The 26,244-nt window shown below is 44.9% G+C and carries 18 protein-coding genes and 1 pseudogene; 6 read left to right on the forward strand and 13 right to left on the reverse strand.

Going from position 1 to position 26,244, the window contains the following annotated elements; all coding sequences use genetic code 11:
- Positions 1-72: 72 nt before the first annotated feature.
- The 4 genes from NJD71_RS01225 to mrcB all read right to left on the reverse strand — a co-directional run bounded on the left by NJD71_RS01225 (position 73) and on the right by mrcB (position 5,831).
- A complete protein-coding gene (locus NJD71_RS01225) occupies positions 73-1,248 on the reverse strand; it encodes a DUF3426 domain-containing protein (protein WP_319050106.1) in 1,176 nt (391 codons plus the stop codon).
- A gap of 162 nt (positions 1,249-1,410) precedes the next feature.
- Positions 1,411-2,337, reverse strand: a complete 927-nt coding sequence (prmA, locus tag NJD71_RS01230; RefSeq protein WP_319050107.1) for a 50S ribosomal protein L11 methyltransferase — start codon at positions 2,335-2,337, stop codon at positions 1,411-1,413.
- A 187-nt stretch (positions 2,338-2,524) separates the two neighbouring features.
- The gene (locus NJD71_RS01235; RefSeq protein ID WP_319050108.1) at positions 2,525-3,340 is read right to left on the reverse strand and encodes a tetratricopeptide repeat protein; all 816 of its coding nucleotides are present in this window, start codon (positions 3,338-3,340) and stop codon (positions 2,525-2,527) included.
- 46 nt (positions 3,341-3,386) lie between these two features.
- Positions 3,387-5,831, reverse strand: a complete 2,445-nt coding sequence (gene mrcB, locus NJD71_RS01240; RefSeq protein ID WP_319050109.1) for a penicillin-binding protein 1B — start codon at positions 5,829-5,831, stop codon at positions 3,387-3,389.
- Positions 5,832-6,365: 534 nt separating this feature from the next.
- On the opposite strand from mrcB, the gene NJD71_RS01245 reads away from it, so the two are divergent.
- On the forward strand, positions 6,366-9,155 hold the full coding sequence (locus tag NJD71_RS01245; protein ID WP_319050110.1) for a heavy metal translocating P-type ATPase: 2,790 nt from the start codon (positions 6,366-6,368) through the stop codon (positions 9,153-9,155).
- A 151-nt stretch (positions 9,156-9,306) separates the two neighbouring features.
- Here the strand turns inward: NJD71_RS01245 and NJD71_RS01250 are convergent, their stop codons facing one another.
- Positions 9,307-10,029 carry a Bax inhibitor-1/YccA family protein gene (locus tag NJD71_RS01250; RefSeq protein ID WP_058024171.1) on the reverse strand — a complete coding sequence of 241 codons (723 nt, stop codon included), beginning with the start codon at positions 10,027-10,029 and terminating at the stop codon, positions 9,307-9,309.
- Positions 10,030-10,357: 328 nt separating this feature from the next.
- Here NJD71_RS01250 and NJD71_RS01255 point away from each other — a divergent pair, with 328 nt between their 5' ends.
- Together NJD71_RS01255 and NJD71_RS01260 are read left to right on the forward strand one after the other, a co-directional pair.
- Positions 10,358-11,362, forward strand: coding sequence for an NAD(+) kinase (locus NJD71_RS01255; RefSeq protein WP_319050111.1), 1,005 nt, complete (start codon positions 10,358-10,360; stop codon positions 11,360-11,362).
- A gap of 52 nt (positions 11,363-11,414) precedes the next feature.
- Positions 11,415-11,726: a YeaC family protein gene (locus tag NJD71_RS01260; RefSeq protein WP_319050112.1), complete on the forward strand. Its 312-nt coding sequence runs from the start codon at positions 11,415-11,417 to the stop codon at positions 11,724-11,726.
- Positions 11,727-11,850: 124 nt separating this feature from the next.
- Here the strand turns inward: NJD71_RS01260 and NJD71_RS01265 are convergent, their stop codons facing one another.
- The 5 genes and pseudogenes from NJD71_RS01265 to NJD71_RS01285 all read right to left on the reverse strand — a co-directional run bounded on the left by NJD71_RS01265 (position 11,851) and on the right by NJD71_RS01285 (position 18,992).
- Positions 11,851-12,225: a HopJ type III effector protein gene (locus tag NJD71_RS01265; RefSeq protein WP_319050113.1), complete on the reverse strand. Its 375-nt coding sequence runs from the start codon at positions 12,223-12,225 to the stop codon at positions 11,851-11,853.
- 168 nt (positions 12,226-12,393) lie between these two features.
- A pseudogene (csrA, locus tag NJD71_RS01270) lies at positions 12,394-12,561 on the reverse strand (carbon storage regulator CsrA); the annotation flags it as partial.
- Positions 12,562-12,923: 362 nt separating this feature from the next.
- A complete protein-coding gene (locus NJD71_RS01275; RefSeq protein WP_319050114.1) occupies positions 12,924-14,210 on the reverse strand; it encodes an aspartate kinase in 1,287 nt (428 codons plus the stop codon).
- Positions 14,211-14,564: 354 nt separating this feature from the next.
- Positions 14,565-17,237 carry an alanine--tRNA ligase gene (alaS, locus tag NJD71_RS01280; protein WP_319050115.1) on the reverse strand — a complete coding sequence of 891 codons (2,673 nt, stop codon included), beginning with the start codon at positions 17,235-17,237 and terminating at the stop codon, positions 14,565-14,567.
- A 147-nt stretch (positions 17,238-17,384) separates the two neighbouring features.
- Positions 17,385-18,992, reverse strand: a complete 1,608-nt coding sequence (locus NJD71_RS01285; RefSeq protein ID WP_319050116.1) for a DUF389 domain-containing protein — start codon at positions 18,990-18,992, stop codon at positions 17,385-17,387.
- A 430-nt stretch (positions 18,993-19,422) separates the two neighbouring features.
- Here NJD71_RS01285 and NJD71_RS01290 point away from each other — a divergent pair, with 430 nt between their 5' ends.
- On the forward strand, positions 19,423-19,635 hold the full coding sequence (locus NJD71_RS01290) for a hypothetical protein (RefSeq protein WP_319050117.1): 213 nt from the start codon (positions 19,423-19,425) through the stop codon (positions 19,633-19,635).
- A 222-nt stretch (positions 19,636-19,857) separates the two neighbouring features.
- Here the strand turns inward: NJD71_RS01290 and NJD71_RS01295 are convergent, their stop codons facing one another.
- On the reverse strand, positions 19,858-21,216 hold the full coding sequence (locus NJD71_RS01295; RefSeq protein WP_319050118.1) for a L,D-transpeptidase family protein: 1,359 nt from the start codon (positions 21,214-21,216) through the stop codon (positions 19,858-19,860).
- A 359-nt stretch (positions 21,217-21,575) separates the two neighbouring features.
- Between NJD71_RS01295 and prmB the strand changes: the two genes are divergently transcribed.
- Both prmB and aroC read left to right on the forward strand, forming a co-directional pair.
- Positions 21,576-22,748, forward strand: a complete 1,173-nt coding sequence (gene prmB, locus NJD71_RS01300; protein WP_319050120.1) for a 50S ribosomal protein L3 N(5)-glutamine methyltransferase — start codon at positions 21,576-21,578, stop codon at positions 22,746-22,748.
- Between the two features lie 159 nt (positions 22,749-22,907).
- Positions 22,908-24,011, forward strand: a complete 1,104-nt coding sequence (gene aroC / locus NJD71_RS01305) for a chorismate synthase (RefSeq protein ID WP_319050121.1) — start codon at positions 22,908-22,910, stop codon at positions 24,009-24,011.
- Between the two features lie 134 nt (positions 24,012-24,145).
- Here aroC and NJD71_RS01310 read toward each other — a convergent pair whose 3' ends face one another.
- Both NJD71_RS01310 and creC read right to left on the reverse strand, forming a co-directional pair.
- Positions 24,146-24,346 (reverse strand): hypothetical protein, encoded by a 201-nt coding sequence (locus NJD71_RS01310; RefSeq protein WP_319050122.1) that lies wholly within the window; start codon positions 24,344-24,346, stop codon positions 24,146-24,148.
- Positions 24,347-24,476: 130 nt separating this feature from the next.
- A complete protein-coding gene (creC, locus tag NJD71_RS01315) occupies positions 24,477-26,234 on the reverse strand; it encodes a two-component system sensor histidine kinase CreC (RefSeq protein ID WP_319050123.1) in 1,758 nt (585 codons plus the stop codon).
- Positions 26,235-26,244: the final 10 nt, after the last annotated feature.

Consider the following 26,244-nt stretch of genomic DNA (forward strand, 5'->3'; position numbering starts at 1 on the left):
CAACGATACGCATCGAGAGTAAATATGGTGCATATCACCTATGAAAAATGGTTGTGCTGATACTAATAAAAATCAATAAAGTGGTGTCATGGTAACTTCACGGATCTGTCTGTCGTCAATGGGTATAGTAAACAGCAGACGTTTTTTATCGTTAGCGGGTAGCTGGCTCTGTTTACCCAATAAGTAATCGGTGGGCGCTGCAATAAACTCTCCGATAAGGCTATCGGCGCCATAAACGCTGACTTTTATGTTTGGATAGAGCTGTGCTTGTGTGCTTTGGTTGTTTAATGTTGCACTTATATCGCTAAATGTGCCTGCTGTCTTTATTTGACTGGCTCTATAATTTGGCGTAGTGACAGTGAAAGCGGTCAAGTCTGCGCTTGGTAAGCTACACGCTGCAACAGAGCATGCGGCTTGCAGCCTTTTGGCATTGGCAGGATTCTTGACTAAAGTCTCTAAATTAAACATAACATATTGTGCAGCAAGTAAGAGCGCCAATACCAAGCACCCGAGTATCCAAAGTATAGAGGCGATCGAAAGTGCTGCTGATGTGGGCGCAAAATGTGCCTGTGCTATTTTTGCACGTTCTGCGGCAGAGATTTCTTCATCTCTAATAGGAACACCCATATCTATTAGCAGCTGTGATAAATCTGTATCGTCTATTGGCTTTTCGTCACGCTTACTTTGCTCGTCAAGAAGTGCCTCAAGCCATGAGTTGTCAGTTGTATCATCTACACTGGCGTGAATATCATTGGCAGCTGCAGAACTGAGGACTTCTTGTGCTATCGAGGAAGACTCTGGTACCACATGTGTCGTAGCAGATTTTGCCATTGGATCGTTATTTTTATGTTTGTTATCAGAGGGCGAGTGTTGCCCAGTAGCTGATGTTTCTGTAGTAGAAGGTATGTTGCTGACTTGGGTCAACCAAGCATCCATACTATCTAAAGAGGTATATTCTGTAGGATTATCGTCTGGCTCATCAATATCCATATCATCGTAGATAAGATCATCATGAATGAGAGTGTCGGATGAACGTTTTTGATTGAGTGACGGTTTAGTATTGGGACGTTTTGCTTTGGTACTTTGAATTGCTGAGGTATCAGAAGTTACGACGAGGTTCTTGTTGACCAAAAAACTTTGATGACACTGATCACAGCTGACGGTAGCATTGACTTTATTTAGCTGAGTTTGTTGAATATTAAAGTAAGCTTGGCAATGAGGGCACTGAGTTTTTATAGGGGTGGTCATAGGGCCGAATCCAAAAAAGTATGGTTATCAATACCGCATCGCCACTCACCAACAGCTACCTACAGTGCTCTTAAAATTATATCAATCATGAGCAAAGACAGAGTGGCGTCAAATACCTAACGTTTGACTGCCCTCTATCGTAACAGATGTAATTAAATGTTGCTAGCTAGTAAATGTACCAGATAAACGCTGCCAATGTTGGTCTTCTTGAGCTGTAAAAGCATGTTTAGGATCGAGGGCAAAATAGGGCTGATAAGCTGCCACAACTTGCTCAGTTTGTGACTCAATCAAGCCTGCTAAAACAATCCGGCCCTTTGGTGCAATCAAGGTTGAGAAGTAAGGCGCCAAGCCAATTAAAGGTTTTGCTAGGATATTTGCGACGATGACTTCTACAGGTAAGATATTGTTTTGCGAACAGTGTTCAGTAAACGCTTCTGGCAAAAACGCTTGCAGACGGTCACCCACATGATTGCGTACCGCGTTTTGATTAGTCGCGAGCACCGCTTGCGGGTCGATATCAACTGCATATACTTGGCGTGCACCCAATAATAAAGCAGCGATACCTAAAATACCTGAGCCACAACCGTAATCGATGACTACTTTATCTGTCAGATCTTGCTCTGTCAGCCAATCAAGGCAGAGACGAGTTGTGGCATGGTAACCGGTACCAAAAGCTAAGCCTGGATCCATGATGATATTTGTCGCCTGAGGATTAGGTGGCGTGAGCCAGTCTGGCACAATCCATAAGTCATTGGCACATTCAATAGGATGATAGTTGCTCATCCATTCGCGCTCCCAGTCTTTGTCATCAACGGCCGTTAGCCAAATGCGGGTTGCTTGTACTTGTGCTGCGATTTCGTGACTGAGCTGCTCAACAGCCTGACGGCTACCAGAATCAGTGGTCGCGTCAAATAAACCAGTCAATATCACCTCATCCCACAGTGGGGATTCGCCTGGTAGTGGTTCAAACAAAGGCTGATCACCTGCATCATCTAGGGCAATTGATAGAGCGCCGGCCTCTAATAAAAGCGCTTCGGCCAAATCGACGTTTGATTTTTCACATTGTAAGTGCAGTTGTTGCCATGCCATAAAGATAACCTTAAGCTAAAATAATAAATGTGTATTTTGAATGAAAGACAGATATTTGGTGTCGAAAGTGGGACGCCAAATATCTGTCAAATAATAATGCGAAATTTTATAAGTTTCTGAGTAGATTCCTATCAGTTAGATATCTGCCTATTAACTATGTAACGTCTATCAACTATGTACCTGTCTATTAGCGCAAAGCTCGCCTTGCTTCATTGATAACGCGTGAATTACCTTGGGCTTGACCTGATTGTAAGATAATTTGCCACAGTGCCCGTCTGCGATTGGCATCTTGTGACACACTAAGACCGCGTCGTGCCATTGCTTCTGCCTTGCGTGGTTGGTTCTTTTTTAGGGCGACTTGGGCCAAATAGAAGTACACGGCAGACGATTTAGGTGCCAAACGCTGTGCACGAGTAAAGCTGTTTTCGGCGTTGGTCAGTTGGCCGGCTTTTAGCTGATTGATACCGACCTGCATCAAGTTACGAAATGCAGGCAATGTACTGTTGCTGCTGGTCGACTGTTGAGCCCGCTGTTGCGAGTTTTTTCGTGCCTGCTCTAATAACTCGTTGTGGGAGGGTGCTGATGGCTCAGAGATGATATAGTCATTACGCGAGGGTAAGGCAATGCCTAGGTCAGGCTCTGTCGTTACTGGAGTAGAGGGCTCAAATACAGGCGCCTCTTGCGTCAATGGGTTTGGCGACTCGAGCTGCTCAGGTGGGATATAAGGCTCAACTGGATACTCATTTTCATCATCTACGTCAACAATGGGCGCCTGGGTGATGGTGGTTGTGCTTGCAACTGTCGGCTGTGATGATGGGATTGTCTGTATCGGTACTGTGTTTGTCGCAGTCGTCGACGTACTGGGTAAGGTCTGACAAGCGCTGAGACTCAGCATGCCAGCTAAGGCACCACCTACAAGTAAAGTGTTGGCTGACATCAGCTTTTGGTGCCACTGGGTCACTTTTTGTTTGACAGTGACAGGTTGCTGTAAAGATGGGATCATGTCGAGACCTTTTTTAAATATTAAAAGCTAAATATCAAAAATAACGTTAGAACCATTCAACAGCACGGTCGTACCAAGTATCCGCGCGTTCTTCGTTACCATTGTCTTGCTCATTGCTGTTTTCTGAATCAGTACCTTCAATAGCTTCACCATTTGGAATCTCTAAACCTTCACGGCGACGCTGCTGATTGATGACACCTTGCTGGTTTTGGAATTGCGTTTGCTCGCGGGCACGATCTTGTTGGTACAAACTCAGCGCACAGCTACTGGCTTCTTCTGGTAGATATGCGGACATGACTGGTAAATAGCGCGCATTGGCACAGCGCTCATTAGACAGCTTGCCTGAGTTGTTCTCTAACCACAACCATTCTATACCTTCTGGCTCTGGTAACGCTACAGGAGTGAGCTTCAGACGGTTCATATAGTCAACCCAGACAGGAAGTGCACCAGTACCACCGCTCAGACCGATGGGTTTATTGTCATCACGACCAACCCAAACCACACTAACGTAGTTACCGCTGTAGCCTGCAAACCAAGCGTCACGGTAGTCATTCGTTGTACCCGTTTTACCGGCAAGGTTTAGATTGCTACCAAGCGACTGGGCACGTCTGGCGGTACCGTTTGAAACCACCTGCTGCAACGCATAGTTCGTCAAGAAATTGGTCTCAGGTGGAATGCTGCGCTGAGTATTCAATCCAGTACGCTGCAAAATGCGGCCACGATCATCGATAACCGTACGAATACTATGAATAGGGGTGCGGAAACCACCAGTGGCAAAAACCTGATAAATACCCAGCATATCCATTGGGCTAAGATTGACAGAACCTAACAGTGCTGATGGGTACGGTGGTATCTTTTCCTCAACTCCCATGCGGCGTAATTGTTTGGCAAAGGTATCGACCCCAAACTCCATACCCAGACGTACCGCAGATTGGTTATAAGATTGCGACAATGCTGTGGTGAAGGGTACATAGCCATGATCACGGTTGTCGTAATTTTTGGGATTCCAATCGGTACCGTCGCTTAGGTTGACAGTGATAGGGGAGTCATCCACTGAACTTGCCAAGTTATAGCGACCACTCTCAAGCGCTGTCATATAGATAATAGGCTTTAATAAAGAACCAACTTGGCGTTTGGCATCAACAGCACGGTTGAATCCTGTGAACTCACTGCCACTACCGACGACAGAAACCAGTTCGCCAGTCTCTGGATTGGCACTGACGAGGGCCCCTTGCAAGTCTTTAGTTTTGCTACCGCTACGGCGCAATTCACCAAGTTTTTTGTCAACCGCTTTATCTGCTGCTAATTGCGCGATAGGGTCCAAGGTACTGATAATGATGAGACCTTCGTTTTTGAGGTCGTCTGAATAGTAAACAGTATTAAGCTCGCGTTTAACGATATCCAAAAAGTCAGGGAACTGGCTTTTGCCTTCGGCAGGCTTGTCCACAATACCAAGAGGCTGCTCTAAGGCTTTATCGTAATCTTCTTGGCTTAGCGTACCCATTGTGAGCATGTTGTTAAGTACCACATCACGGCGTGCTTTTGAATCATTTGGATTGCGACGAGGGTTATAAATACTTGGTCCCTTTGCCATACCAACTAGCATGGCTTGCTGGTCTAAGCGTAGCTCATTGAGCGGTTTGTCAAAATAAAACTGTGCAGCCAATCCAAAACCGTTAATAGAGCGGTTACCGTTTTGACCCAAATAAATCTCATTTAAATACGTTTGTAGGATCTCATCTTTGCTGTAATGCAGTTCAAGCAATACGGCCATTAACGCTTCGTTGGCTTTGCGCTTTATGGTGCGATCTGAGTTGAGATAAAAGTTCTTGATAAGCTGCTGGGTAATGGTTGACCCGCCCTGTCTTGCGCCACCAGAGAAATTATTGTAAACAGCACGAGCGATACCACGTATCGAGACGCCTTTGTGCTCATAAAATGCGCGATCTTCGGTGGCAATCAAAGCGTCAATCAATGGCTGAGGCACGTCATCTAAAGACACCACCATTCGATCTTCATTACTATCAGGATAGATACCACCGATATTCACCGGCTCTAGACGTATGATGCCGCTTTTGGCGGGTACGGTACTTTGAATAGAGTCCACTTTATTATTAGCAATCGTCATTTTGATGACTTGCTCAGCATCTTTGTCACTGGAGCTATAAGTAAAGCCGCGTGTATGGATATAATAAGTATTGCCTGATCTATGGTAAGTACCAGTACGGTCGTACGCTTTATTGCTCTGATAATTAAGCAATTCTAGCCACGTCTTCATCGTATCCCTATCGACGTTGGCACCTTGATACAGCTCAAGTGGTTGTGAGTATACTTTGGCTGGAATATCCCAACGCTTACCTTCAAACTTATGGGTAATGGTGCGATCAAGTTTGATCAGGTACAGTGCCAAGAGCACCATGCCTGCGATGATAACAATTAATAGAAGGCTACTAAACACCAAGCCGCGCTGCTGTGAAGGTAATGTACTCATAGCAGGCTTAGATGATGGAGCTGACTTAGTATTTAATAACTTAAAATTGGATTTTTGCACGGACGTCGCACCATTTTTGGATAAAAAACTGCCTCATAATGACGCAAATTGATGAATTTTTCAATCTATCATCGTCAACGGGCGCATTCATTGGTATCAGAGCAGTGCTGATGTTACTGCCTAGGGTGATTGCTTGTAGTATAATCTTAACTGAAACACTGGTAAGAGCAGTGAGGTGTGAGCAACTTGTATAGCGTTGATAAACGTATATAGGATAACAATTTATTATTGCTGCAACGATGTAATTTGTATGAAACAGCCTTTGGGTTTTGTTTTTACAATCAGCCTTTAACAGCAGTCGCAATCAATAGTAATCTTAACGAGTAGCAACTCCAATTAGTAACAGTTTCAACCAGTAGTAATGTCAGTATCGTCAAAAATGACTGTTCTTATTTAATTAATAGTCAATAACAGCAAGCTTGCTTTTAGTGAGTACGTTTTGAGTAAGCTTGTCAAAGGAAGTAAGCGCCGACTATGTCTAGTACCTCATCATCTGTAGCATCTACTACAACTCATTCCTACGAAGATAACTCTATTATTGAAGGATTAGTGCTTCCATTGGCTGATCACTGCTTCCATTGCGGCGATCCTGTACCGCAGCCACCGTTTCATGCTGAGATATTAGGTAAGTCGCGTGAGATGTGCTGTATGGGCTGTCAGCTAGCAGCGCAGAGTATCGTAGAGGCAGGTCTTGAACAATACTATCTTGACCGTTCGGAGATCAATCGTACAGCAAGCTTGCCCACTCAGTTAACGCGTCTTGAGGTATACGATCATGATGAAATAAAGTCGCAGTTCGTCTATGCGCAAGATGAACTGTCAGTTGCCGAGTTGTCTGTTAATAACTTGCGCTGTGCTGCCTGTACGTGGCTCATTGAGTCGCGTCTCGATGAGCTACAGGGTATCAGTAAGTGTCAGGTAAATCTGACCAATCAGCGTATGCGCGTCGTCTGGAATGAGGACATGCTGCCAATCAGTCGCATTCTGGCGGTCATTAATGAGATCGGCTACGAAGCCAAGCCTTACCGGCAAGATACTCATGAAGCCATGCTGGCACGTCATAACAACCAGATGCTCTTACGTCTCGGTATTGCGGCACTAGGCTCGATGCAGGCGATGATGTACGCTGTTGCGCTTTACTTTGGTGAATATAGTGACATGCTGATATTCCAGCGCGACTTTTTGCGTTGGGTATCGTTATTTGTGAGCACGCCTGTGTTCTTTTATGCGGGTATTCCGTTCTTTACCTCAGCGTGGTCGGCGATTCGGGCACGCCAAGTAAATATGGATGTACCCGTCAGTCTGGCGCTGATTATCACTTTTTTTGCCAGCCTCTATGCCACCGTTACTGGACAAGGGGAGACGTATTACGACTCAGTCAGTATGTTTATATTCTTTTTATTAGCAGGGCGTTATATCGAGCACAATGCACGTCTAAAAGCTGCCACTATGGCTAATGATTTGGTCGTGGTCGAGCCTGTATTGGTCCAAAAAGTGGCTGAAGACAAAACAGCGGCAGCGCGTATCTTGCAGCAGCTTAGGGGCAATAGCGCTCAGCAAGATGACAGTATCGAAAATGAGTCTCATGAGGTGGCAGTCTCTGCAACTGACGTGATGCCTAACTTTATGCAGAGGATGGATGCGAATGTCCATCAGCTCACATCAGATATTGCGCAAGAGTGGCAGCACTCTCGTAATCAAAAAAATGCAATCTCACAGTTAGAAGGTGATGTATCGTCAAAGCAAATGGTGACGGCTCACAGCTTGCAAGTGGGTGATGTTATTTTGGTTGAGGCAGGTTCTGAGATTATCAGTGACGGTATCTTGCTGAGCTCGACGGCAACCGTATCACAGAGCCTACTGACGGGCGAGGGTGACTTAATCATCAAGACCCAAGGCGATTACATTGTCGGTGGCGCACAAAACGATAGCCAACCGTTTGAGATGTTAGTCACAGCGCTACCACAGGACAGTCAGATAGGTCTCATCGATAGGCTAATGAACCGAGCGATGAGTGAAAAGCCCAAACTGGCACAGCAAGCGGATAAGCTGGCACGTTGGTTTGTCGCACGTATTTTAGTGTTATCAGTCTTGGTATTTGTCGGTTGGTATATCGTCGATCCAAGTCAGGCTATTTGGGCAACGGTCGCAGTATTGGTCGCCACCTGTCCTTGTGCCTTGTCCTTGGCGACGCCAATAGCGTTGACTGTTTCGACCAATCGCCTAGCCAGCTATGGTTTTTTGACGACGCGCGGACATACGCTACAGACACTAGCTGAAATCACTCATATTGCTTTTGATAAAACAGGAACGCTGACCTACGGTAAGCCAAACCTGTTACATATTGAACTGGTGGCACTAATAGATCAAACAGAAACGGATGATGGGTCATCAATAGCGCAAAAAGATAGGCTATTGGCAATTGCAGCAGCTTTAGAGGTGGGCAGTCGTCATCCGATTGCACACGCTCTGCTAACTGCTGCTTATCAATTACATCTACCAACGACGCGGGCTGTACAGCACTATCCGGCAGGCGGTGTGGAAGCAATGATTGATGGTATGAAATATCGCATCGGTCATGAAGGTTTCGCTTTGAACAGTGATATAAATAGTATTGAAAAAAACAATGATTTGACCATCGATTTACTAACTCATCGCGCGAGCTCAGCTGTTGTTTTGTCTTGCCAAAAAGCAAATACCAATGGCTGGCAGGCGCTGGCATGCTTTTATTTTAATGATAAAGTGCGAGATAGTGCTCAAACGATGCTTAATACTATAAAAGGGCTAGGTATCGAGTCTGTAATGCTAACAGGAGATCCAAGCCCGCAAGCGCTGACGATGGCTGATAGCTTAGGAATGCAGGCTGCCTATAATGGTCTATCTCCGACGGACAAGGTCAATCATATTCAGCAGCTGCAAGCCAAAGGCGCGGTCGTATTGATGGTTGGTGATGGCATCAATGATGCGCCAGTATTGGCAGCAGCAGACGTGTCCACCTCAATTGCTGGTGCGGCAGATCTGGCACAAGTATCTAGTGATAGTATTATCCTAAACGGTCAAATAGAGGCCATCACTGCTGCTAAACGTATTTCTGATAAAACAGAGCGCATCATTAAGCAAAATTTTCGCTGGGCGCTCGCTTACAACAGTATTGTCCTGATACCAGCGGCTTTAGGTTATGTACCACCATGGCTTGCTGCTATTGGTATGTCGCTTAGCTCATTGTTTGTCGTGTTAAATGCGCTGCGTCTGAAACGTGCCTAGTCACTTCAGAACGCACTGACGTTAAACGAGTGTGCTCTAGAATGCACTGACGTTAAGACAGTCTGCAACATTCAGCCATAAAAAAACCGCCTTCAACTATAAGTAGTTAAGGCGGTTTTTATACAGAGTTGCTATCAGACAGTGTATCGAATTAGTCTTGTAAATAGCTCAATAGACGCATGAATTCGATATACATCCAGACTAGAGTCGCAAGAATCCCAATACTGAATAACCATTCATAGTCTTCTGAGATACCCATTGCAACGCCGCGATCGATATTGTCAAAGTCTAATAATAGCGTAAAAGAAGCGATAACAATCACAAACAAGCTAAAGCCGATAGCGATAGCACCGCCTTCAAACAAGAACGGTAGTGTTGAACCAAATGCTAGAGAAAGCACCCATTGTGCGACGTATACAAGCATAATGGCAATAACGGCTGAGGTCACAATAGAGCGGAATTTTTCAGTGACCTTAACCAAACCTGAGCGATATAGGCCTAGCATGACTGCCGCTGTGACGAACGTTGCACACATTGCAGTTACTGGTACGGTCGGATACATTCTCATAAAAAATAATGAGATACCGCCCAAAAAGATACCTTCTAACAATGCGTAAGGCACCGCCAACGTCTTGGCTTTTTGTGGCTTAAAAGTGATAAAAAGGGCAAGAACAAACGCAGCAATCATGCTACCGAAGGCTGCCATGGTAATAAAACCTTGCGATAAACCTGCCATAAGCGCATAAAAGAAAAAGCCCACACCAGTAATAGCTGATAAACCAAGTAATAGGCTGGTCTTTTGAATAACACCCTTGACCGTCATTGGATTACCGCCGATCGCAAGTTCTGCGCGACTGACAATAGGATTGGCCATACATAAATCCTTAATAATAAAATATGAAAATAGAGATGTTAGCTACTTTAGCAAAACCGCCATTATTGTCAACTGTGTTTGCGTGACAGCCATGGTGACTGCTGTACTTGCTGACCGTTAGCGCCAGTTGCGCCTGTATCAGGCGACTATAGCATCAAGTGGTTGGTCAGATAATGAGCAAGACCGGGCGAGACTGAATAAGGCGTTTGATGCTTTTTATATGGGGTCAGTTACGACAGTTAACAACGATAATTGAGAAACATGCTAGTCTAAGCGCGCATTTATCGCTATCATTGCCCTGTACTTCACCGTTATACCGAGTCGTTTTATGGAAAACTCAGCGCAGTCAGCAAGATTGCCACACTTACATGAATCAGAGCTATTCCACGCTATCAAGAACCCTGCTTTTAGGCGCATTGGGCTGATGGGCCGCGCTGGTAAACGCAGCGTCACTCAAAGTCTGGTGCAGATCGCCCAAACCATCAATGACATGAATTTGACATTGATCATGGATGTACAAACTGCCAATTTGCCCACACTGGATCTTATAGACATAGAAAAAGTCAAAATCGTAAAGCGCGGCTTAATTGGTGAGATTTGCGACTTGGTTATTGTGGTCGGTGGTGACGGCTCGATACTACATGCTGCTGAAGCATTAGCACGTTACCGTGTGCCTGTATTGGGAGTTAACCGTGGTCGCTTAGGGTTTTTGGCAGATGTAAAGCCTGATGAAGCGGCGTTTAAACTGCGTCAGGTGTTGATGGGAGACTATCAGCTGGACCATCGGTTTTTGCTTACGATGGAAATACGAGAAGGGCGCAAAATAATTCATGAAGATATGGCGCTCAATGATATCGTGTTGCATGCTGGCAAGTCGGTACATATGATTGATTTTCAGATGAAAATCGACGGACATGATGTATATAGGCAGCATAGTGACGGGCTAATAGCAGCAACACCGACAGGCTCGACTGCTTATGCACTATCCGGTGGTGGTCCTATCATACATCCGAGTATGGATGCCATTTGTCTCGTGCCTATGCATCCTCATACCTTGTCTAGTCGTCCGATTGTGGTCAGCGGTAATAGTGAAGTCTGTATTCGTATCCATGAAGACAACCGTACGCAGCCAATGGTTAGTGCAGACGGCAAACCCAGTGTACCGCTCGAACAAGAGCAACGCTTACATATTCGTAAGCACCCTGACAAACTGACTTTGTTGCACCCACCTGGGTTTGATTTTTATGAAGCGTGCCGGACAAAGTTACACTGGAATGTCCACGCTGAAGAATTCAGTCTTGATGTCGATGATGATATTATGGACGATGAATAAGTCAGTCTTTTATGTAGAAGTATGATCCAAAAATCGCAGTGGAGTAGGCAAAATGGATAAACAAACAATACTAGCAAGTCTAACGCCTGAGGTAGTCGATAAATTCCGTATGGCGATTGAGCTGGGCAAATGGCCTGATGGTCGCAAAATTACTGCTGAGCAGCGCGACACTTGTATGCAAGCGGTAATGGTATGGGAGCATGAGCATCTACCGCCTGCTGAACGTACTGGCTATATCCACAAACCAGTAAAAGACAACGGTTCAGTGGTTGGTGCTGAATGTGATGTCGAGCATGAACATCATTATCCTAATATGCCGAACCCTAAAGGTGCCGTGCAGCCTGTCAAATTTCGTGATAAATAAGTTTTGTGATAAATAGACCTACAAATAGGGAGGTCTGTAATAGCCGTAAATACAGACATCACAAAAAAGCCACGCTCATTAGCGTGGCTTTTTTACTTTATAGTGTTCTAATCACAACACATGCTTAAATTGCAGTCGTATCGACACTAGGACGAACCGTTAGTGGGTTTTTCTGCATCAAAAATCCCTGCCAGCCCCAATGCAAAAAGTTACGAATGTTGGCGTGATCAGTACCATTAGGCGTTGCTTGCACTTTGGCATAGTGTTCGCCAAATAGTTTTAGCGTGTCCAGCTGGTTCAAACCGTGGTGCTTAGCAAAACCAAAAATTTTTGCACTACCTTCGTTTTCACCAGCTGCATTATGTACCATCCCATTCACAAATGGGGCAGGCGCATAGCGATAAAAATCATCAATAAAGCTGATGACATCATTGAATCCAATGGCTTTTTTGTTCAAACCATTAAGTAGTGCCGATATATCTGATTGGCGGATACTCATAAATAAATGACCTCAGAGCAGATTAAAAAAACAATATAATACTTATTGATACCCGAGAGCAGTTAGCAACTGAGCATCAAGTATTATAGATTAGCGATTGAAATAGTCTTCGTCATCGAATGAAGGCGAAAAGTTGCCTTGCTCAAGATGCTGCATTTGCGACTGTACAGAGCGCTCATGCTGAATACGTTGATAAATCTCTTCGCGATGTACGGCAATATCTTTTGGTGCGTTTACACCGATACGTACTTGATTGCCTTTGACGCCCAAAACCGTCACACTGACTTCATCGCCAATCATTAGCGTTTCGCCCACGCGGCGTGTCAAAATTAACATGCGTCACACTCCTTATGTCGCATCAACAAATTATTACTCATCAGATTACTTCTCAATTGCAGAACATTACCGTAGCACTAAGCAAGCAATGTATCAATAATTACAATGCTCGACATCGTGCTCATAACGGTAACGATAGGTAGATTCATTTAGCCCAAATGAAAGCCCCATTATAGGTGGCATAACAGATACTGTCACGGTTTTTTCACAAAACTATTAGGTAAGTGCTCATTTCAGCTAGGACAAAAAATAAAAATAGGACCTAAAGAGATCCTATTTTATTTGAGTATTATATCAATATATCAGTAGCACTGGACAAATTACCGACAATGCTCAGACGGTATTTTAACAGTTTTTGAGGGTTATAGCCCAGCGATTTTGCTTTCGCCGTCTTCACGGTCAAGACCAAATGCAGTATGCAGTGACTTGACAGCTTTTTCTAAGTGCTGGTCTTGAATCAGTACAGACACTTTGATTTCGCTGGTCGATATCATTTGGATATTGATGTTGTTTTCAGCCAATGTCTGGAACATGAGGCTAGCAACCCCTGCGTGTGAACGCATACCAACACCTACTAATGAGACTTTAACAACTTCGCTATTGCCTGAGATTTCTTTGGCACCAATCTCGTCTTTGACTTCTTCATTGAGCACTTTTAGGGTCTTGTCTAAGTCAGTGCGGTTGACAGTGAAGGTAAAGTCAGTGGTGCCATTGTCTGATAGATTTTGGACAATCATATCGATTTCGATATTGGCGCGACCAATGGGGCTCAAGATAGCAGAGGCGATACCAGGATGATCGGGCACACCGCGTACTAAGATTTTTGCTTCGTCTCGATTAAACGCGATACCTGAGATGATTGCCTGTTCCATATTGTCTCCTTCGTCTATCGTAATTAGGGTGCCCACATTGTCTTGAAATTCTTGGTCAAAGCTGCCGTCTGTGTTTTCATCAAAGCTAGACAGTACGCGTAGAGGTACACCGTACTTGCCAGCAAACTCTACTGAACGAATCTGTAGAATCTTTGAACCAAGGCTCGCCATCTCTAGCATTTCTTCAAAGGTAATTTTTTCAAGTTTTTTGGCTTTTGAGGTCACACGAGGATCAGTGGTATAGACGCCATCGACATCAGTATAGATCTGACACTCATCAGCACCCAAAGCTGCTGCAATCGCCACACCTGTCGTATCAGAGCCACCGCGTCCGAGTGTGGTCGCGTTGCCTGCTTCATCAATACCTTGAAAGCCTGCAACGATAACGATATTGCCAGCATCTAGTTGCTCGCGTATGTTTTTATCATCGATGCTTTCGATACGTGCTTTATTATGGGCGTTGTCAGTTTTGATAGCGACTTGACGACCAGTAAATGAGCGAGCACCAATACCAAGCTCTTTAATCGCCATAGCGAGTAGAGAGATAGAGACTTGCTCACCCGTTGAGACCATTTGGTCGTATTCACGGGCGTCAGGATTGTTGCTAATTTGGCGTGCTAAATCAATTAAGCGGTTGGTTTCGCCGCTCATAGCTGAAACCACAACGACCACTTGGTGACCATTGTCATGCCAGCGTTTGACTCGTTTGGCGACGTTTTTGATGCGGTCGATACTGCCCATCGAGGTGCCGCCGTATTTTTGTACTATTAACGCCATAAAAATCTACCTATTATTCAATAATGACTTTTTATGATCAGTGATGAGTGTCAATGTGAGACCTATCAATGCTTGTATACATAAAGCCAGATTATAAAAGTGATGCCCTAGGTTTTTGTTCATCTGGTTGTGTCTACTACCTTTAATGAACGAAAAACATGCCCAAACGTTGACCTTTATACCATATCTACAGCACAACTTTAAGTCTCAGTAACGCCTAGATATATGGCGATTGGTTATAGTGGTCATAACCAATCGCGTATTTGGTGCGTAGTAGAGTAAAGCTATGCGATAAATATAAGGTATATTATGACGCGCTATAGCAATATACTCGCTGGTCTAATATTCAGTAGCTTAGCTAAGCTGGGTTTCAATCCAAGCAGGTAGAGCGCTGATAACCGCTGCACTGTTGCCAGACTTCGGCGCGCCACCTTGGGCGTAGTCAGGCTTACCGCCGCCTTTACCACCAAGCTCACTCGCCAAATGACGTATGATATCACCAGCTTTTATCTTAGCAGTGACAGACTTCGCTACGCTCGCTGCTAATGCCAACTGATCGTCTTTATCACCGACGAGTACAATCACGCTATCAGGTAGTTTTGATTTGATATCGTCCATCAGCGTACGGATAGATTTACCATCGATGCCGCTTAGGGTGCTGATAAGAACTGGTGTACCTGCGATAGTCTGCACATCATCAAGTAAGTTAGCTGCTTGAGCACTGGCCATCTTTTGTTGCAGACGCTCTAGTTGTTTTTCAAGATCGCGCTGCTTATCTGCCATGGTGCGTACACGCTGCGCCACTTCAGGACGTTTTACTTTGAGCTGACTTGCCAATTCACCCAGTTGCTGCTCGCTTTGCTGCATGTTTTTGACCGCGTTCATGCCAGTAACGGCTTCAACTCGGCGAATACCAGCAGCGATACCTGATTCACTGATGATTTTTAGCACGCCGATATCGCCCGTGCGCTGCACATGTAAGCCGCCGCATAGTTCGATAGAGAACGGCTTGCGCTGACCATCTACGATACTGTCTGTACCCATGGTTAGGACTCGAACGTCACTACCGTATTTTTCGCCAAACAGTGCCATAGCGCCTTGGTTCATGGCCTCATCAATCGACATGTGCTCGATGCGTGCAGGGGTGTTGGCTTGGATTTGTTCATTGACGAGACGTTCTACTCGCGTAATTTCAGCGACACTGACAGGCTTGTCGTAGGCAAAATCAAAACGTAGTACTTCGCTTGAGACCAATGAGCCTTTTTGCGTAACCGCATCACCTAATACTTCTCTTAGCGCTGCATGTAATAGGTGAGTAGCAGAATGGTTTTTTGCACTAGCGGCACGGATGCTTGAGAGTACATGAGCGTCAGCCGTCTGCTTAGGGCTAATCTCACCCATAGTCACGACACCATAATGAATAATCGCCTGCCCAGACTTTTTGGTGTCTTGCACTTCAAAAACGCCTGATTCGGTACGAATTTCACCAAGCTCACCAACTTGACCGCCGCCTTCTGCATAGAATGGGGTGCGATCGAGTACGACAACGCCTTCCATGCCTTCTGTTAAGCTGTCTGCTGGGTTACCATCTTGGTAAAGTGCGTCAATAGTGACACCTTCTTCTTCAAGCTGCTCATAGCCGATAAATGTCGTTGGCGTTTCTACTTGGATGACGCTGCTGTAATCAACGTCGAATTTGCCAGCATCACGGGCACGCTCACGCTGCGCTTGCATATGCTCATCGAATTCTGCTTCGTCAATGACAATACCGCGCTCACGAGTGATATCGGCAGTCAAATCGAGTGGGAAGCCGTAAGTATCGTAAAGCTTAAAGGCAGCTTCACCAGATAGCGTATCGCCATCTTGTAAGCCTTCAAGTTCGCTGGCAAGCAAACGCAAACCTTGGGCTAATGTTTTAGCAAACTGTGCTTCTTCTTTTTGAATGGCACTTTCGATGGCAGTTTGTTTTTCTTTTAGATCTGGATAAGCGCTGCCCATTTCTGCGACGAGCGGCGCCACCATTTTGTAGAAAAACTCATTATCAGCGCCAAGTTTGTTGCCATGACGTACGGCACGGCGAATGACGCGGCGTAGGACATAGCCACGACCTTCATTGCTTGGCGTAACACCATCAGCAATCAAAAACGCTACGGCACGAATATGGTCGGCAATGACTTTTAGTGATGACTGCTGTTCATTATCAATCTCTAGGATTTCAGCCGCCGCATCCATCAAATGGACAAATAGGTCGATCTCATAGTTGCCATGGACGCCTTGCATGATGGCGCTAATACGCTCAAGTCCCATGCCTGTATCGACACTGGGTGCTGGTAGCGGTAATAGAGTGCCGTCTTTTTGACGATTAAACTGCATGAAGACACAGTTCCAAATCTCAATAAAGCGGTCGCCATCTTCTTCAGGAGTACCTGGCAAGCCGCCTTCGATATCGGCGCCGTGGTCATAAAAGACTTCGGTACAAGGACCACAAGGACCGGTATCACCCATGGTCCAAAAATTATCAGAAGCGTAAGGCGCGCCTTTGTTATCGCCAATACGAATGATGCGATCGCTTGGAATACCAATGTTTTTATTCCAAATCTCAAAGGCTTCATCATCGGTTTCATAAATGGTGACGTACAGACGATCCTTATCAATGGCTAGCCACTCTTTTGACGTCAAAAACTCCCAGATATACTCGATACCCGCTTGCTTGAAGTAATCGCCAAATGAGAAATTACCAAGCATTTCAAAGAACGTATGATGGCGGGCAGTGTAGCCGACATTATCTAGATCGTTATGCTTGCCGCCAGCACGGACGCACTTTTGAGAAGTTACAGCACGTGTGTAGTCACGTGGCTCCATACCCAAAAAGGTTTCTTTGAACTGATTCATACCGGCATTGGTAAATAGTAATGTCGGATCATTATGCGGAATCAAGCTAGACGATGAAACTTGGGTGTGCTGCTTGCTTATGAAAAAATCGATAAAGGCTTGGCGAATATCGGCTGAGCGAAATGGCTGGCTCACAGCGGCTCCTTACTGACGGATAGAATTGAGTAAATAACATAAAATAATTTTGCAAGCGATTTTAGCACAAACGCCCAAGCTCTTGGTACAAGAGTTATAACTGCTAGGTGATTGTGCCTCTGTAGTTTGCAGATTCATATAGTAAAGTTAGGGCGAGCTGGTCAGAATTGCGGCATCGGTCTCATCAAGCTTGTCTTTTATCAGTGGATCGGACTCAATGACCTGAACTGGCAAGTAGCGCAATTGCAGCTTGATAGGCAAGTATTTTGGGAAATTTTCTGCCATGTCTTTGGTAATCACATCCTCTATTTGCTGCACATCTTGTGAGCTTGGGCTGGTCTCACCGCGAATCACAGCACGAATGATCTGAAACTCGTTATTCTGATCAAACTGAGTGTTGGTCAGTACGTTGCCTTGATCGATAAAATGGTCATTAATGGCTTCTTTAACATTATTTTCAAAGGTTTGCTGCTTGGCATTGCTGTTGAGGTTTAGGGTCAGGTAAATACCTAAGCCGACCAGTAATAGCAGTGTGACGGCATTTCGGCGGAAAAATATCAAATAGGTGCCCGATTTATAATCATCATCTACCAAACGCCTGAACCCTAAAAACCACAGTACCATGGCATTGGTAAACTGAATAGCAATGATGTTGGTCAGTGCCAATAAGGCAGCACCAAACCCCATCTGTATCTCACCATTGGCAAATAAAATCCCACTAGCCGCCAATGGTGGCACCAAGGCTGTGGCTACAGCGACCCCAACAACGGCAACGGACAGGTGCGGAGACACCATCGCATATGCACCAGCCGTACCGCCGGCCAGTGCAATCATCAAATCCATAGACGTGGGCTGGGTGCGAGACAAAATCTCATTGGTTAATGGCTGACCTTGATGCAGTAGACCTACCATAAATCCGACCAAAATAACCAAAGACACGCCCGCTAACACGGTGAGTAAAGATTTACGCAACAGCGGCATACGGTAGTCAATGATTGCTAGGGCGACACCCGTAATCGGGCCTAGCATCATGGCGACCAACATCGCGCCGATAACCACCGCTGCCGAATTGGTCACCAAGCCATAACTGGCAATGATGGCTGAGAGGATGTTCATTACAAAGTACATTTTACTTGGTAGGGCATTGGCTTCGATGGTGACACGCACTTCAGGATAGTCTATCTTTTGATCGCTAAACTGCTCAGCCACAAACTGTTTATAAGATTCCAGCTTGGCTTCTTTTTTTTCTTGAATGGCTTCTTCTTCTGCGGTTTTTTCGTCGTCATCTATAGTCTTGTCTTTAGCCTCTGTAGATGTGGACGCTGTTTCTAGATTAGGAGTAGCCGCATCGTCAATAGCAGGGTCATTTTCATGGATACTATGATCAATCGAAATAGGTTCAACAGGTGGGCTGACGTGATTATTGGGTGCTTCAGGTTCAGAAACTGTTTCTAGATCTACTGGCTCTTTATCAGGTAGAGTTTGTAGGCCGTCAGTCTCGTCTTCTGATGAGTCGATGGCTGCCGTTTCTGACGTAGAGTCATCTGATTCAGCTTCAGCTGCTTCATGGTTATGTAACTCTGTATCCGGTGTCTCTACGGTCGCGATGACAACATCAGGCTCTGGTGACGTCATGACGATTTTTGGTTCAGAGAGTGGCTTTTCTTCACTGTCTTCCGTTGCATACTCCTGCTCAGTGGTCTGTTCTGGTTCAGGAGCGTCAGCGATCAAACTCTCAGATGTCTCTTTTGTCATATCAGATGAAATCTGAGAACCGGTGACTGGTTTTTTTTGTTGTGATGTATTATCAGAAGCGGTCATAGCGATTGGGCTTTATTAGTCAGATGAAATAAAACCATTATTGTAATGAAAAATTAGCGATAAGCTGTCTTTTTTTTGCAAAAGCAATGATCTAGATATTAGATTAAGAAAAAATAGAGACGTGCAGCAGGGGGTGCGGAATTTAAAGCAAAGGTAGGAGCGTATGATATAAACAGATTGTATATCTGGAAAGCATGATTATTAATGGAAATATTAAAATGACATTAAATCCCCTTATATTAACATGGGTTTTTCTGAAAGTCAGTTAATATGTATGTATCTGTCGTCTATATTAAATACTTACTTTTAGTAAGGATATAACGTATAAAGTAGTTATACCCACAAAAAAAGTAAGGATTAAATCATGAATTGGTCATTATTTGCTGTTATTTACATCATAGCAGGCACGGTCACCACAGGCGTTGTCATCATTGGTACGCTCATTATGGGGTTTGATGAGATCGCTCATATGCAAATAGCGATCGTAGTGGGCGCCTTGGCTTCTATTCCTGTAACGATGCTCTTTGCCAAAAAAATTGGCAGCATTACGGGTGATGAGGAGGGCTACGAGGCGTAGTTAATAAGACCTACGTTTTGTAAGTGAGAAGCTGTGCTAAAACGCTTTGATGCTAAGGCAGCTCTACAACAAAGTGATTCTATAAAGGTCGCTATATATAAGGCGACTATATGGAAAGTGATGTTATAAATAAGCAGAAAAAACAAGTAGGCATAAAAAAGACCTCACGATGGAGGTCTTTTTGTCATGATTTTTATGATAGATTGGGGTAGTCAATCAGACTTACTGAAGTTCGACAACCGCGCCATTTTCGACATTGGCATAAACCTCTAACACATCCCAGTTGGTCAAACGAACACAACCTGCTGATCCTTGGCGACTGATACCTTCAGGTACTGGTGAACCATGTAACCCATAAGAAGGCTTAGATAAGCCCATCCATACCACACCCACTGGATTGTTCGGTCCTGGTGCTATCATATGGACTTTCTTTTGAGCGCCTTCACCGACAGTTGACTTATACCAAGGCATTTTTACTTTGTTGATGATCTTAAACGACCCTTTTGGTGACGGTGTGGCATCACTACCGACGGTCGTTGGGTAGGTAGCAACTAGCTTGTCACCGTTGTATGCATAGAGTGTCTTATCTGCTTTGTTGGCAACGATACGGTTGATACGTTGGTTGAGCTTGCCACGGTTGTTCAGTACGGTGATCGTCTCACCAACTTTATACTCTTTATTCTTATTCAACTTATCGAGGTAGCGTACGTCCATATGGAAACGTTCGCCTAACATCTCTTTGATGTCTTGATAATACAAGCCTTTCATTTTTGACTTGGCTTCTGAACCAGAAGGGGTGGTTGCAAAATTGGTATTAAGGTCATCTTCAGTCAGGGTGTAAGTGACCAATACAGGTTTGGTTGCAGGAATATTTTTTACTAAGGCATCCCACGTTTTTTGGTCCATTTTACCTGTCTTTGGCAAGCCTCTCATCGCTTGAAAGTTGACCAAGGCTTTTTTGCTGTTCATGCCCCAACCGCCATCGATAGGACCAGGAGACGCATGGTTCCAATCAAGTAGTGCCTGTATTTTGATGGTCATTGCTGAGTTGACGTTCATGTTTGGTGACCAGACAGCACTATTCACTTGCTTAGCATAGTTTGATAAGTTTAGTGTGGTGTACCTTTTACCATCTTTGTCTTCAATGCTTTTGATGGTTGGATCATCACTGAAGTCTTGACGCTTTTCACTCTCTGGCAGCTCAAAAGCAAGTGGGTCAGATGAATTGATAGATGACAAATCGCTAGGAGCAGCAACAGCTTGGCCTTCAGTTATATCATCATCACGGTCAGCTTGCTCATCTTTACGTGTCAATTCTGCAGCGCTCATGTTATCTGCAGCCTTTGGCTCACTCTTTGAATCAATAAGCTGAGTCATACGGTCAGCTGGCAAGCGACTGTCTAACGAGCTGCTACGATTTTCTTGTACATCCAAGCTCACCTTTTGGGCAAGGCTCGGCATCGTATCTGATGTGCGTACTGGCAATGTGCGAGTAGCATCAGCAGGCGCAGCTAGCGCGGCAACGCTAGCACTTATGGTGGCAATAGATATAGCAGTAATAATAGGCTTTATTTTCATCATGTTGAATCACTTGTGGTTGCTACTAATGCGGCTATTATGCGCATAATTTGTCGCCATCGCAAACTTTTGACACATGTTTTTGTATTTAACGGTTGCCAAACGTCAGCTGCTGACGTATTCGCTACAGTTGGGTAATAATTTAACGAATATATGTATGGCATGGTGCACGCTTCTTACGCAAATGATCTGATACTAACCCTGTTTTTTGTTGCAGTAATAGTGACACTGATTGGCGCTATTAGGTGTTTACGTCTATAATGTAGGATTAAATTTTTGGTTAATAAACCGACTTTTAGCAAAAAGCAGTTTTTAGCAAAAAGCAATTTAATCCGCTATGTAGTTAATCCATAAGGTGCGATATGTCAGAAGACCAAACAATGAGTGCAGAAGAGTTTCAAAACCAATACTTTAACGATGAGTCTGAGGGCTTAGACGGTGAGATGGAGTATGATTTAGAGACTGGACTTCTTGGTGAGCACGATGAATTTGCCAACCTACAAGCAGAGCTGAATGAAGCGCGTGAGCAACTGGTAAGTATCCGCGACTTTATTCGTTTTTCGGTCACACAACTGCGTAACTATGATGTGGTCGTCGCGCAAGGCACTACAGATGAGTTTGCAGAAGCCTCAGCCATCGTATTGCATTCGCTATCGTTGGACTGGTCAGCCAATGAGCAGATTTTAGACTGCCGTTTGACCACGTCAGAGAAGCAGGCAGTACTTGGATTATTAGAAGAGCGTATCGCTGAACGTAAGCCATTGAGCTATTTGATTAACTTATCTTATTTCTGTGATTTGCCTTTTTATGTGGATGAGCGTGTCCTTATCCCTCGCTCGCCAATCGCAGAGTTGATTCGCCAGCAGTTCCATCCATACTTTGATGTGACTGAACTTGCCAAGCCTCTAGGCGTTAGTCCAAACGAGCAGTCAGCGGTGTTTTATGACCATGGTTTGGATGTGAAACAGTTGTCACAGCCTGAGCGTATCTTGGATCTGTGTACCGGTTCTGCTTGTATTGCGATTGCGCTTGCGACCCGTTTCGTCGATGCATTGGTTGATGCAGTCGATATCGATAAGGGCGCATTAGAAGTGGCCATGGTCAATGTCGATCATCATGACCTTGGACATCAAGTCAACGTAATTGAGTCAGATCTGTTTGCTAAGATACCTGCTGAGAACCAGTATGAGCTTATCGTCACCAATCCGCCATACGTCGATGCCGCTATCATGGCAGATTTGCCCCCTGAGTTTTTGTATGAGCCTGAGCACGCGCTAGCCGCGGGTCAAGATGGTTTGGACTTGGTGCATCGCATCTTGTTTGAAGCGCCAGATTATCTGAGTCCAGAAGGATTATTGATCTGTGAGGTGGGTGACAGCGAATGGGCACTAAAACAAGCTTATCCTGAAATCCAGTTCGATTGGTTAAAGTTCGCTCATGGCGGACATGGGGTGTTTGCTATCACTTATGATGAGCTGGTATCACATCGTCAACTGTTTGCCTCTTTTGTTCAACTATTGGACAGTATCCAATAGTCAGCCATTAGGTTGCATGGATATCGGTTGTATGAGTGAATGCGCTAAACAATAACAGCTGATATCCGTAACCGACATCTGTACTCGAGAATTATAAGCACTAATCATAAAAGATGGATCAAATAGTCATCAGTAACGTTTACTTGTTTAAGGATAATTATGGCAGGCAATAGTATTGGGCAGGTTTTTACGGTTACCACTTGCGGTGAGTCGCATGGCGCAGGCCTTATGGCGATTGTTGACGGTGTGCCACCAGGTTTGGCGTTATCTGCAGAAGATTTGCAAGTAGACTTGGATCGCCGCAAGCCAGGATCGTCTAAGTACTCAACCCAGCGCCGCGAGTCTGATGAAGTCGAAATCATCTCTGGTGTTTTCGAGGGCAAAACCACAGGGACGTCTATCGGTCTATTGATTCGTAATACCAATCAAAAATCAAAAGACTATAGCGATATCAAAGATACCTTCCGTCCTGGGCATGCTGATTATACTTATAGCATGAAATATGGCTTCCGTGATTATCGTGGCGGTGGTCGTTCATCCGCCCGTGAGACTTCCATGCGTGTGGCAGCGGGTGCTATTGCAAAGAAATACTTGCAGGAGCGCCTGGGCGTACAAATTCGTGGTCACGTGACCCAAATCGGTAGTGAGCACAGTAATGTCCTAGAGCCCAGCCAAATCGATTGGGCGTTCGTAAATAGCAATCCATTCTTTTGTGCTGATAAAGAAGCGATTGGCCGTTTTGAGACTCTGATTGATAGCCTGCGCCGCGAAGGGACCAGTTGCGGCGCCCGTCTTGAAGTTATCGCAAGCGGTGTACCCGTAGGTTTGGGCGAACCAGTGTTCGATCGTTTGGATGCCGATATCGCGCATGCGATGATGAGTATTAATGCGGTCAAAGGGGTTGAGATTGGTGATGGTATGGACGTGGCTGGGCAGTTCGGACATAGTGCTCGTGATGAGCTGACGCCAGATGGGTTTGCTGCCAATCATGCAGGTGGTATCTTGGGCGGTATCTCATCAGGGCAAGATATCCGTGTGAGTATTGCGCTAAAACCAACGTCTAGTATTACCACGGCTGGTAAGAGTATCAATACGCAAGGCGAGGCAGTCGATATGCTGACTAAAGGTCGCCATGACCCATGCGTTGGTGTACGTGCCACACCTATCGCAGAGGCGATGCTAGCGATTGTCGTACTCGATCACTATCTGCGTCACCGCGGTCAAAACGCGGACGTGAAACCACCAGTGCAAGCAATCACTTAGTATTTTTGTTGTAGAGTAATCAGCCCTTTATCGCTTTCAGTATCCAATTACTAGAGGTGATAAAGGGCTTTTTTATGGCTCGTTATAATATTGATTATATCTAAATATAATAAACGTTTTGAACTGTCAAAGTATTAGGCTGCCAATTGATACGTATCAATAGCCACACATTGTTGATGCCGAAAGATCAGTAATAACCGCTGACTGGGAATTGCTAACCAGTGCCCAAAATTAATGCTACTCAGCCCTTGGTTCGATAATATCTCTATACAATGATAACGGCTATGACCTACTAAATTTCTAATAGTAAGGCTGTCAGTGAGTAATTTTGCCATTTGCTATCTTCTCCTAATTTGCTTTACGAATTTGGCTGTTCAACAGCCTATAGCGCTATCGTAAAGTAAAGAGATAAAAGTCATATGCAGTCATGATGGAAAGTTGATGAACTGCCGTACATGTTTATTTTTAAGCCAATGGCAGGGTGATGCTAACGATAACGCCATAACGTTGCTTTTGATGGGTGCTGAGTTTACTAGCACTAGCTTTACTCTTGTCGGCATGGGTGTTGTTAATAGTGACTTGACCACCATGATGTTCGATGACTTGTTTTACCAAAGTCAGTCCAAGCCCCGTACCTTTTTTGAGCGTACTACCAGCGTTAGTAGCCGGTTTTGATTCAGCGGTTTGGTAAGAGGGTTGGCTCTGATGCGATAAGCTAAAATAACGCTCGAAAGCCTTTGCGATAGCGTATTCAGGCAGCAGCTTGCCATCATTAAATATATCGATAGTTACCGTCCGCGCTGTACTATACAAAGAAATCTCAACAATGCTGTCAGCAAAATGAATGGCATTATCTAGTACGTTCTGTAGCACTTGTATCAACCAAAACTCATCAGCGAACACGCTAGTAGACGCTAAGATATCTGCTGGCAAGTCTATGTTGTTGGTCACTTGCTCATTATCAATATAGATATCAATAGGTTTAAGGTTCTGCTGCTGCTGTTTAGCTGTATTGTCTTTTATCAGGCTCTGCAATAATGGCAGTAGGGACGTTGGCTGACGATTGAGCTTAAAGGTAGGCTGCTCCACTTTAGCAAGTAATAGCAGTCGATCGATAAGCTGCTGCATTTTTATACTTTGTTCACCTATCGTTTCGATAAGCATCTGCCGATCATCATGATCAAGGGCATTTCCATCCATGCCATCATCCTCTAATAGCTCACCACTGGCGCGTATCGCAGTCAGCGGGCTTTTAAGCTCGTGCGTCAACGTATGCACATAGTCAGTGACGTAAGCACGATTCTCCAAGCGATGTTTCATGGACTCGATTGTGTCTGTCAGGCTGTTTAGTTCATGACCGAGATAAAAATAGGGCTTTTTGGTGTCTTCTGCCAGTGCGCTAGTATATTGGGTGACTAAGGTGATGCTTTGTTTGAGCCACCATGCTACTAGCCCTGCTAGAATAAGGGCTGCGATGCTCATAAATAGCGCGGTGATTAGCATGCGATTACGCGTATCGTCTAAGTAGGGCAATATGCTAGCGACAGGCTTGCCGACACTGACCACGCCCATAATGTCACCAGATGCGTTTTTTATGGGTTGTGCCACATACATGACCGAACCATCACGCTGTTGGTAATTTTTTAGTGTACTTCTTGCGCCGTACTGACCTCTTAGTGTGAGATAGACATCGTTCCAGCGACCGTAGTTCTGTCCTTCGTTATTATCAGGTTTGGGGAGCGAATCGTAAATAACCTTGCCGCTACTGTCTGTCACATATACTCGAAAGCTGGTATGGTTCTTGGTCTGGTAGACAGGGCCCAGACTGCCGTTAGTCGTTGACATACCAACAAACGCAGCATCAAGCTGCGCCTGATAAGCCGCTTCATAGAGCTGACCTGTAGATAGAGGCACCTGTAGACTGGCCGCAAGTAATTTACTGGTATCTAGTAGTGTATCTTCGATGACTTGCTGTGCAGTGGGCTTGACGTAGCCAAATAATTGAGTAAAGACGACCACACCGCAGACAATGAGTACCAAAGCGACCGCCAACCAAATCCTAAAGAATATACTCAGATTGAGCAGTCGTTTGCGTTTAGGAACTTGCTGCGCTGTACCTATAGGGTGCAGTTTGGCATACCAATTGCTTTGATCATCGTTGATGTTGTGATCGCGATTGATGTCACTATTACTATCACTACGGTTATCGGCTTTGTGATTCATAGGTTCAAAG

The sequence above is a fragment of the Psychrobacter sp. PP-21 genome, from assembly GCF_033790785.1.
GTDB lineage: Bacteria > Pseudomonadota > Gammaproteobacteria > Pseudomonadales > Moraxellaceae > Psychrobacter.

Excerpts from the sequence above, each read along its gene's own strand:
- NJD71_RS01225 (WP_319050106.1), bottom strand. The coding sequence starts at position 1,248 with ATGACCACCCCTATAAAAACTCAGTGCCCTCATTGCCAAGCTTACTTT.
- prmA (WP_319050107.1), bottom strand. The coding sequence starts at position 2,337 with ATGGCATGGCAACAACTGCACTTACAATGTGAAAAATCAAACGTCGAT.
- NJD71_RS01235 (WP_319050108.1), bottom strand. The coding sequence starts at position 3,340 with ATGATCCCATCTTTACAGCAACCTGTCACTGTCAAACAAAAAGTGACC.
- mrcB (WP_319050109.1), bottom strand. The coding sequence starts at position 5,831 with ATGAGTACATTACCTTCACAGCAGCGCGGCTTGGTGTTTAGTAGCCTT.
- NJD71_RS01245 (WP_319050110.1), top strand. The coding sequence starts at position 6,366 with ATGTCTAGTACCTCATCATCTGTAGCATCTACTACAACTCATTCCTAC.
- NJD71_RS01250 (WP_058024171.1), bottom strand. The coding sequence starts at position 10,029 with ATGGCCAATCCTATTGTCAGTCGCGCAGAACTTGCGATCGGCGGTAAT.
- NJD71_RS01255 (WP_319050111.1), top strand. The coding sequence starts at position 10,358 with ATGGAAAACTCAGCGCAGTCAGCAAGATTGCCACACTTACATGAATCA.
- NJD71_RS01260 (WP_319050112.1), top strand. The coding sequence starts at position 11,415 with ATGGATAAACAAACAATACTAGCAAGTCTAACGCCTGAGGTAGTCGAT.
- NJD71_RS01265 (WP_319050113.1), bottom strand. The coding sequence starts at position 12,225 with ATGAGTATCCGCCAATCAGATATATCGGCACTACTTAATGGTTTGAAC.
- NJD71_RS01275 (WP_319050114.1), bottom strand. The coding sequence starts at position 14,210 with ATGGCGTTAATAGTACAAAAATACGGCGGCACCTCGATGGGCAGTATC.
- NJD71_RS01285 (WP_319050116.1), bottom strand. The coding sequence starts at position 18,992 with ATGACAAAAGAGACATCTGAGAGTTTGATCGCTGACGCTCCTGAACCA.
- NJD71_RS01290 (WP_319050117.1), top strand. The coding sequence starts at position 19,423 with ATGAATTGGTCATTATTTGCTGTTATTTACATCATAGCAGGCACGGTC.
- NJD71_RS01295 (WP_319050118.1), bottom strand. The coding sequence starts at position 21,216 with ATGATGAAAATAAAGCCTATTATTACTGCTATATCTATTGCCACCATA.
- prmB (WP_319050120.1), top strand. The coding sequence starts at position 21,576 with ATGTCAGAAGACCAAACAATGAGTGCAGAAGAGTTTCAAAACCAATAC.
- aroC (WP_319050121.1), top strand. The coding sequence starts at position 22,908 with ATGGCAGGCAATAGTATTGGGCAGGTTTTTACGGTTACCACTTGCGGT.
- NJD71_RS01310 (WP_319050122.1), bottom strand. The coding sequence starts at position 24,346 with ATGGCAAAATTACTCACTGACAGCCTTACTATTAGAAATTTAGTAGGT.
- creC (WP_319050123.1), bottom strand. The coding sequence starts at position 26,234 with ATGAATCACAAAGCCGATAACCGTAGTGATAGTAATAGTGACATCAAT.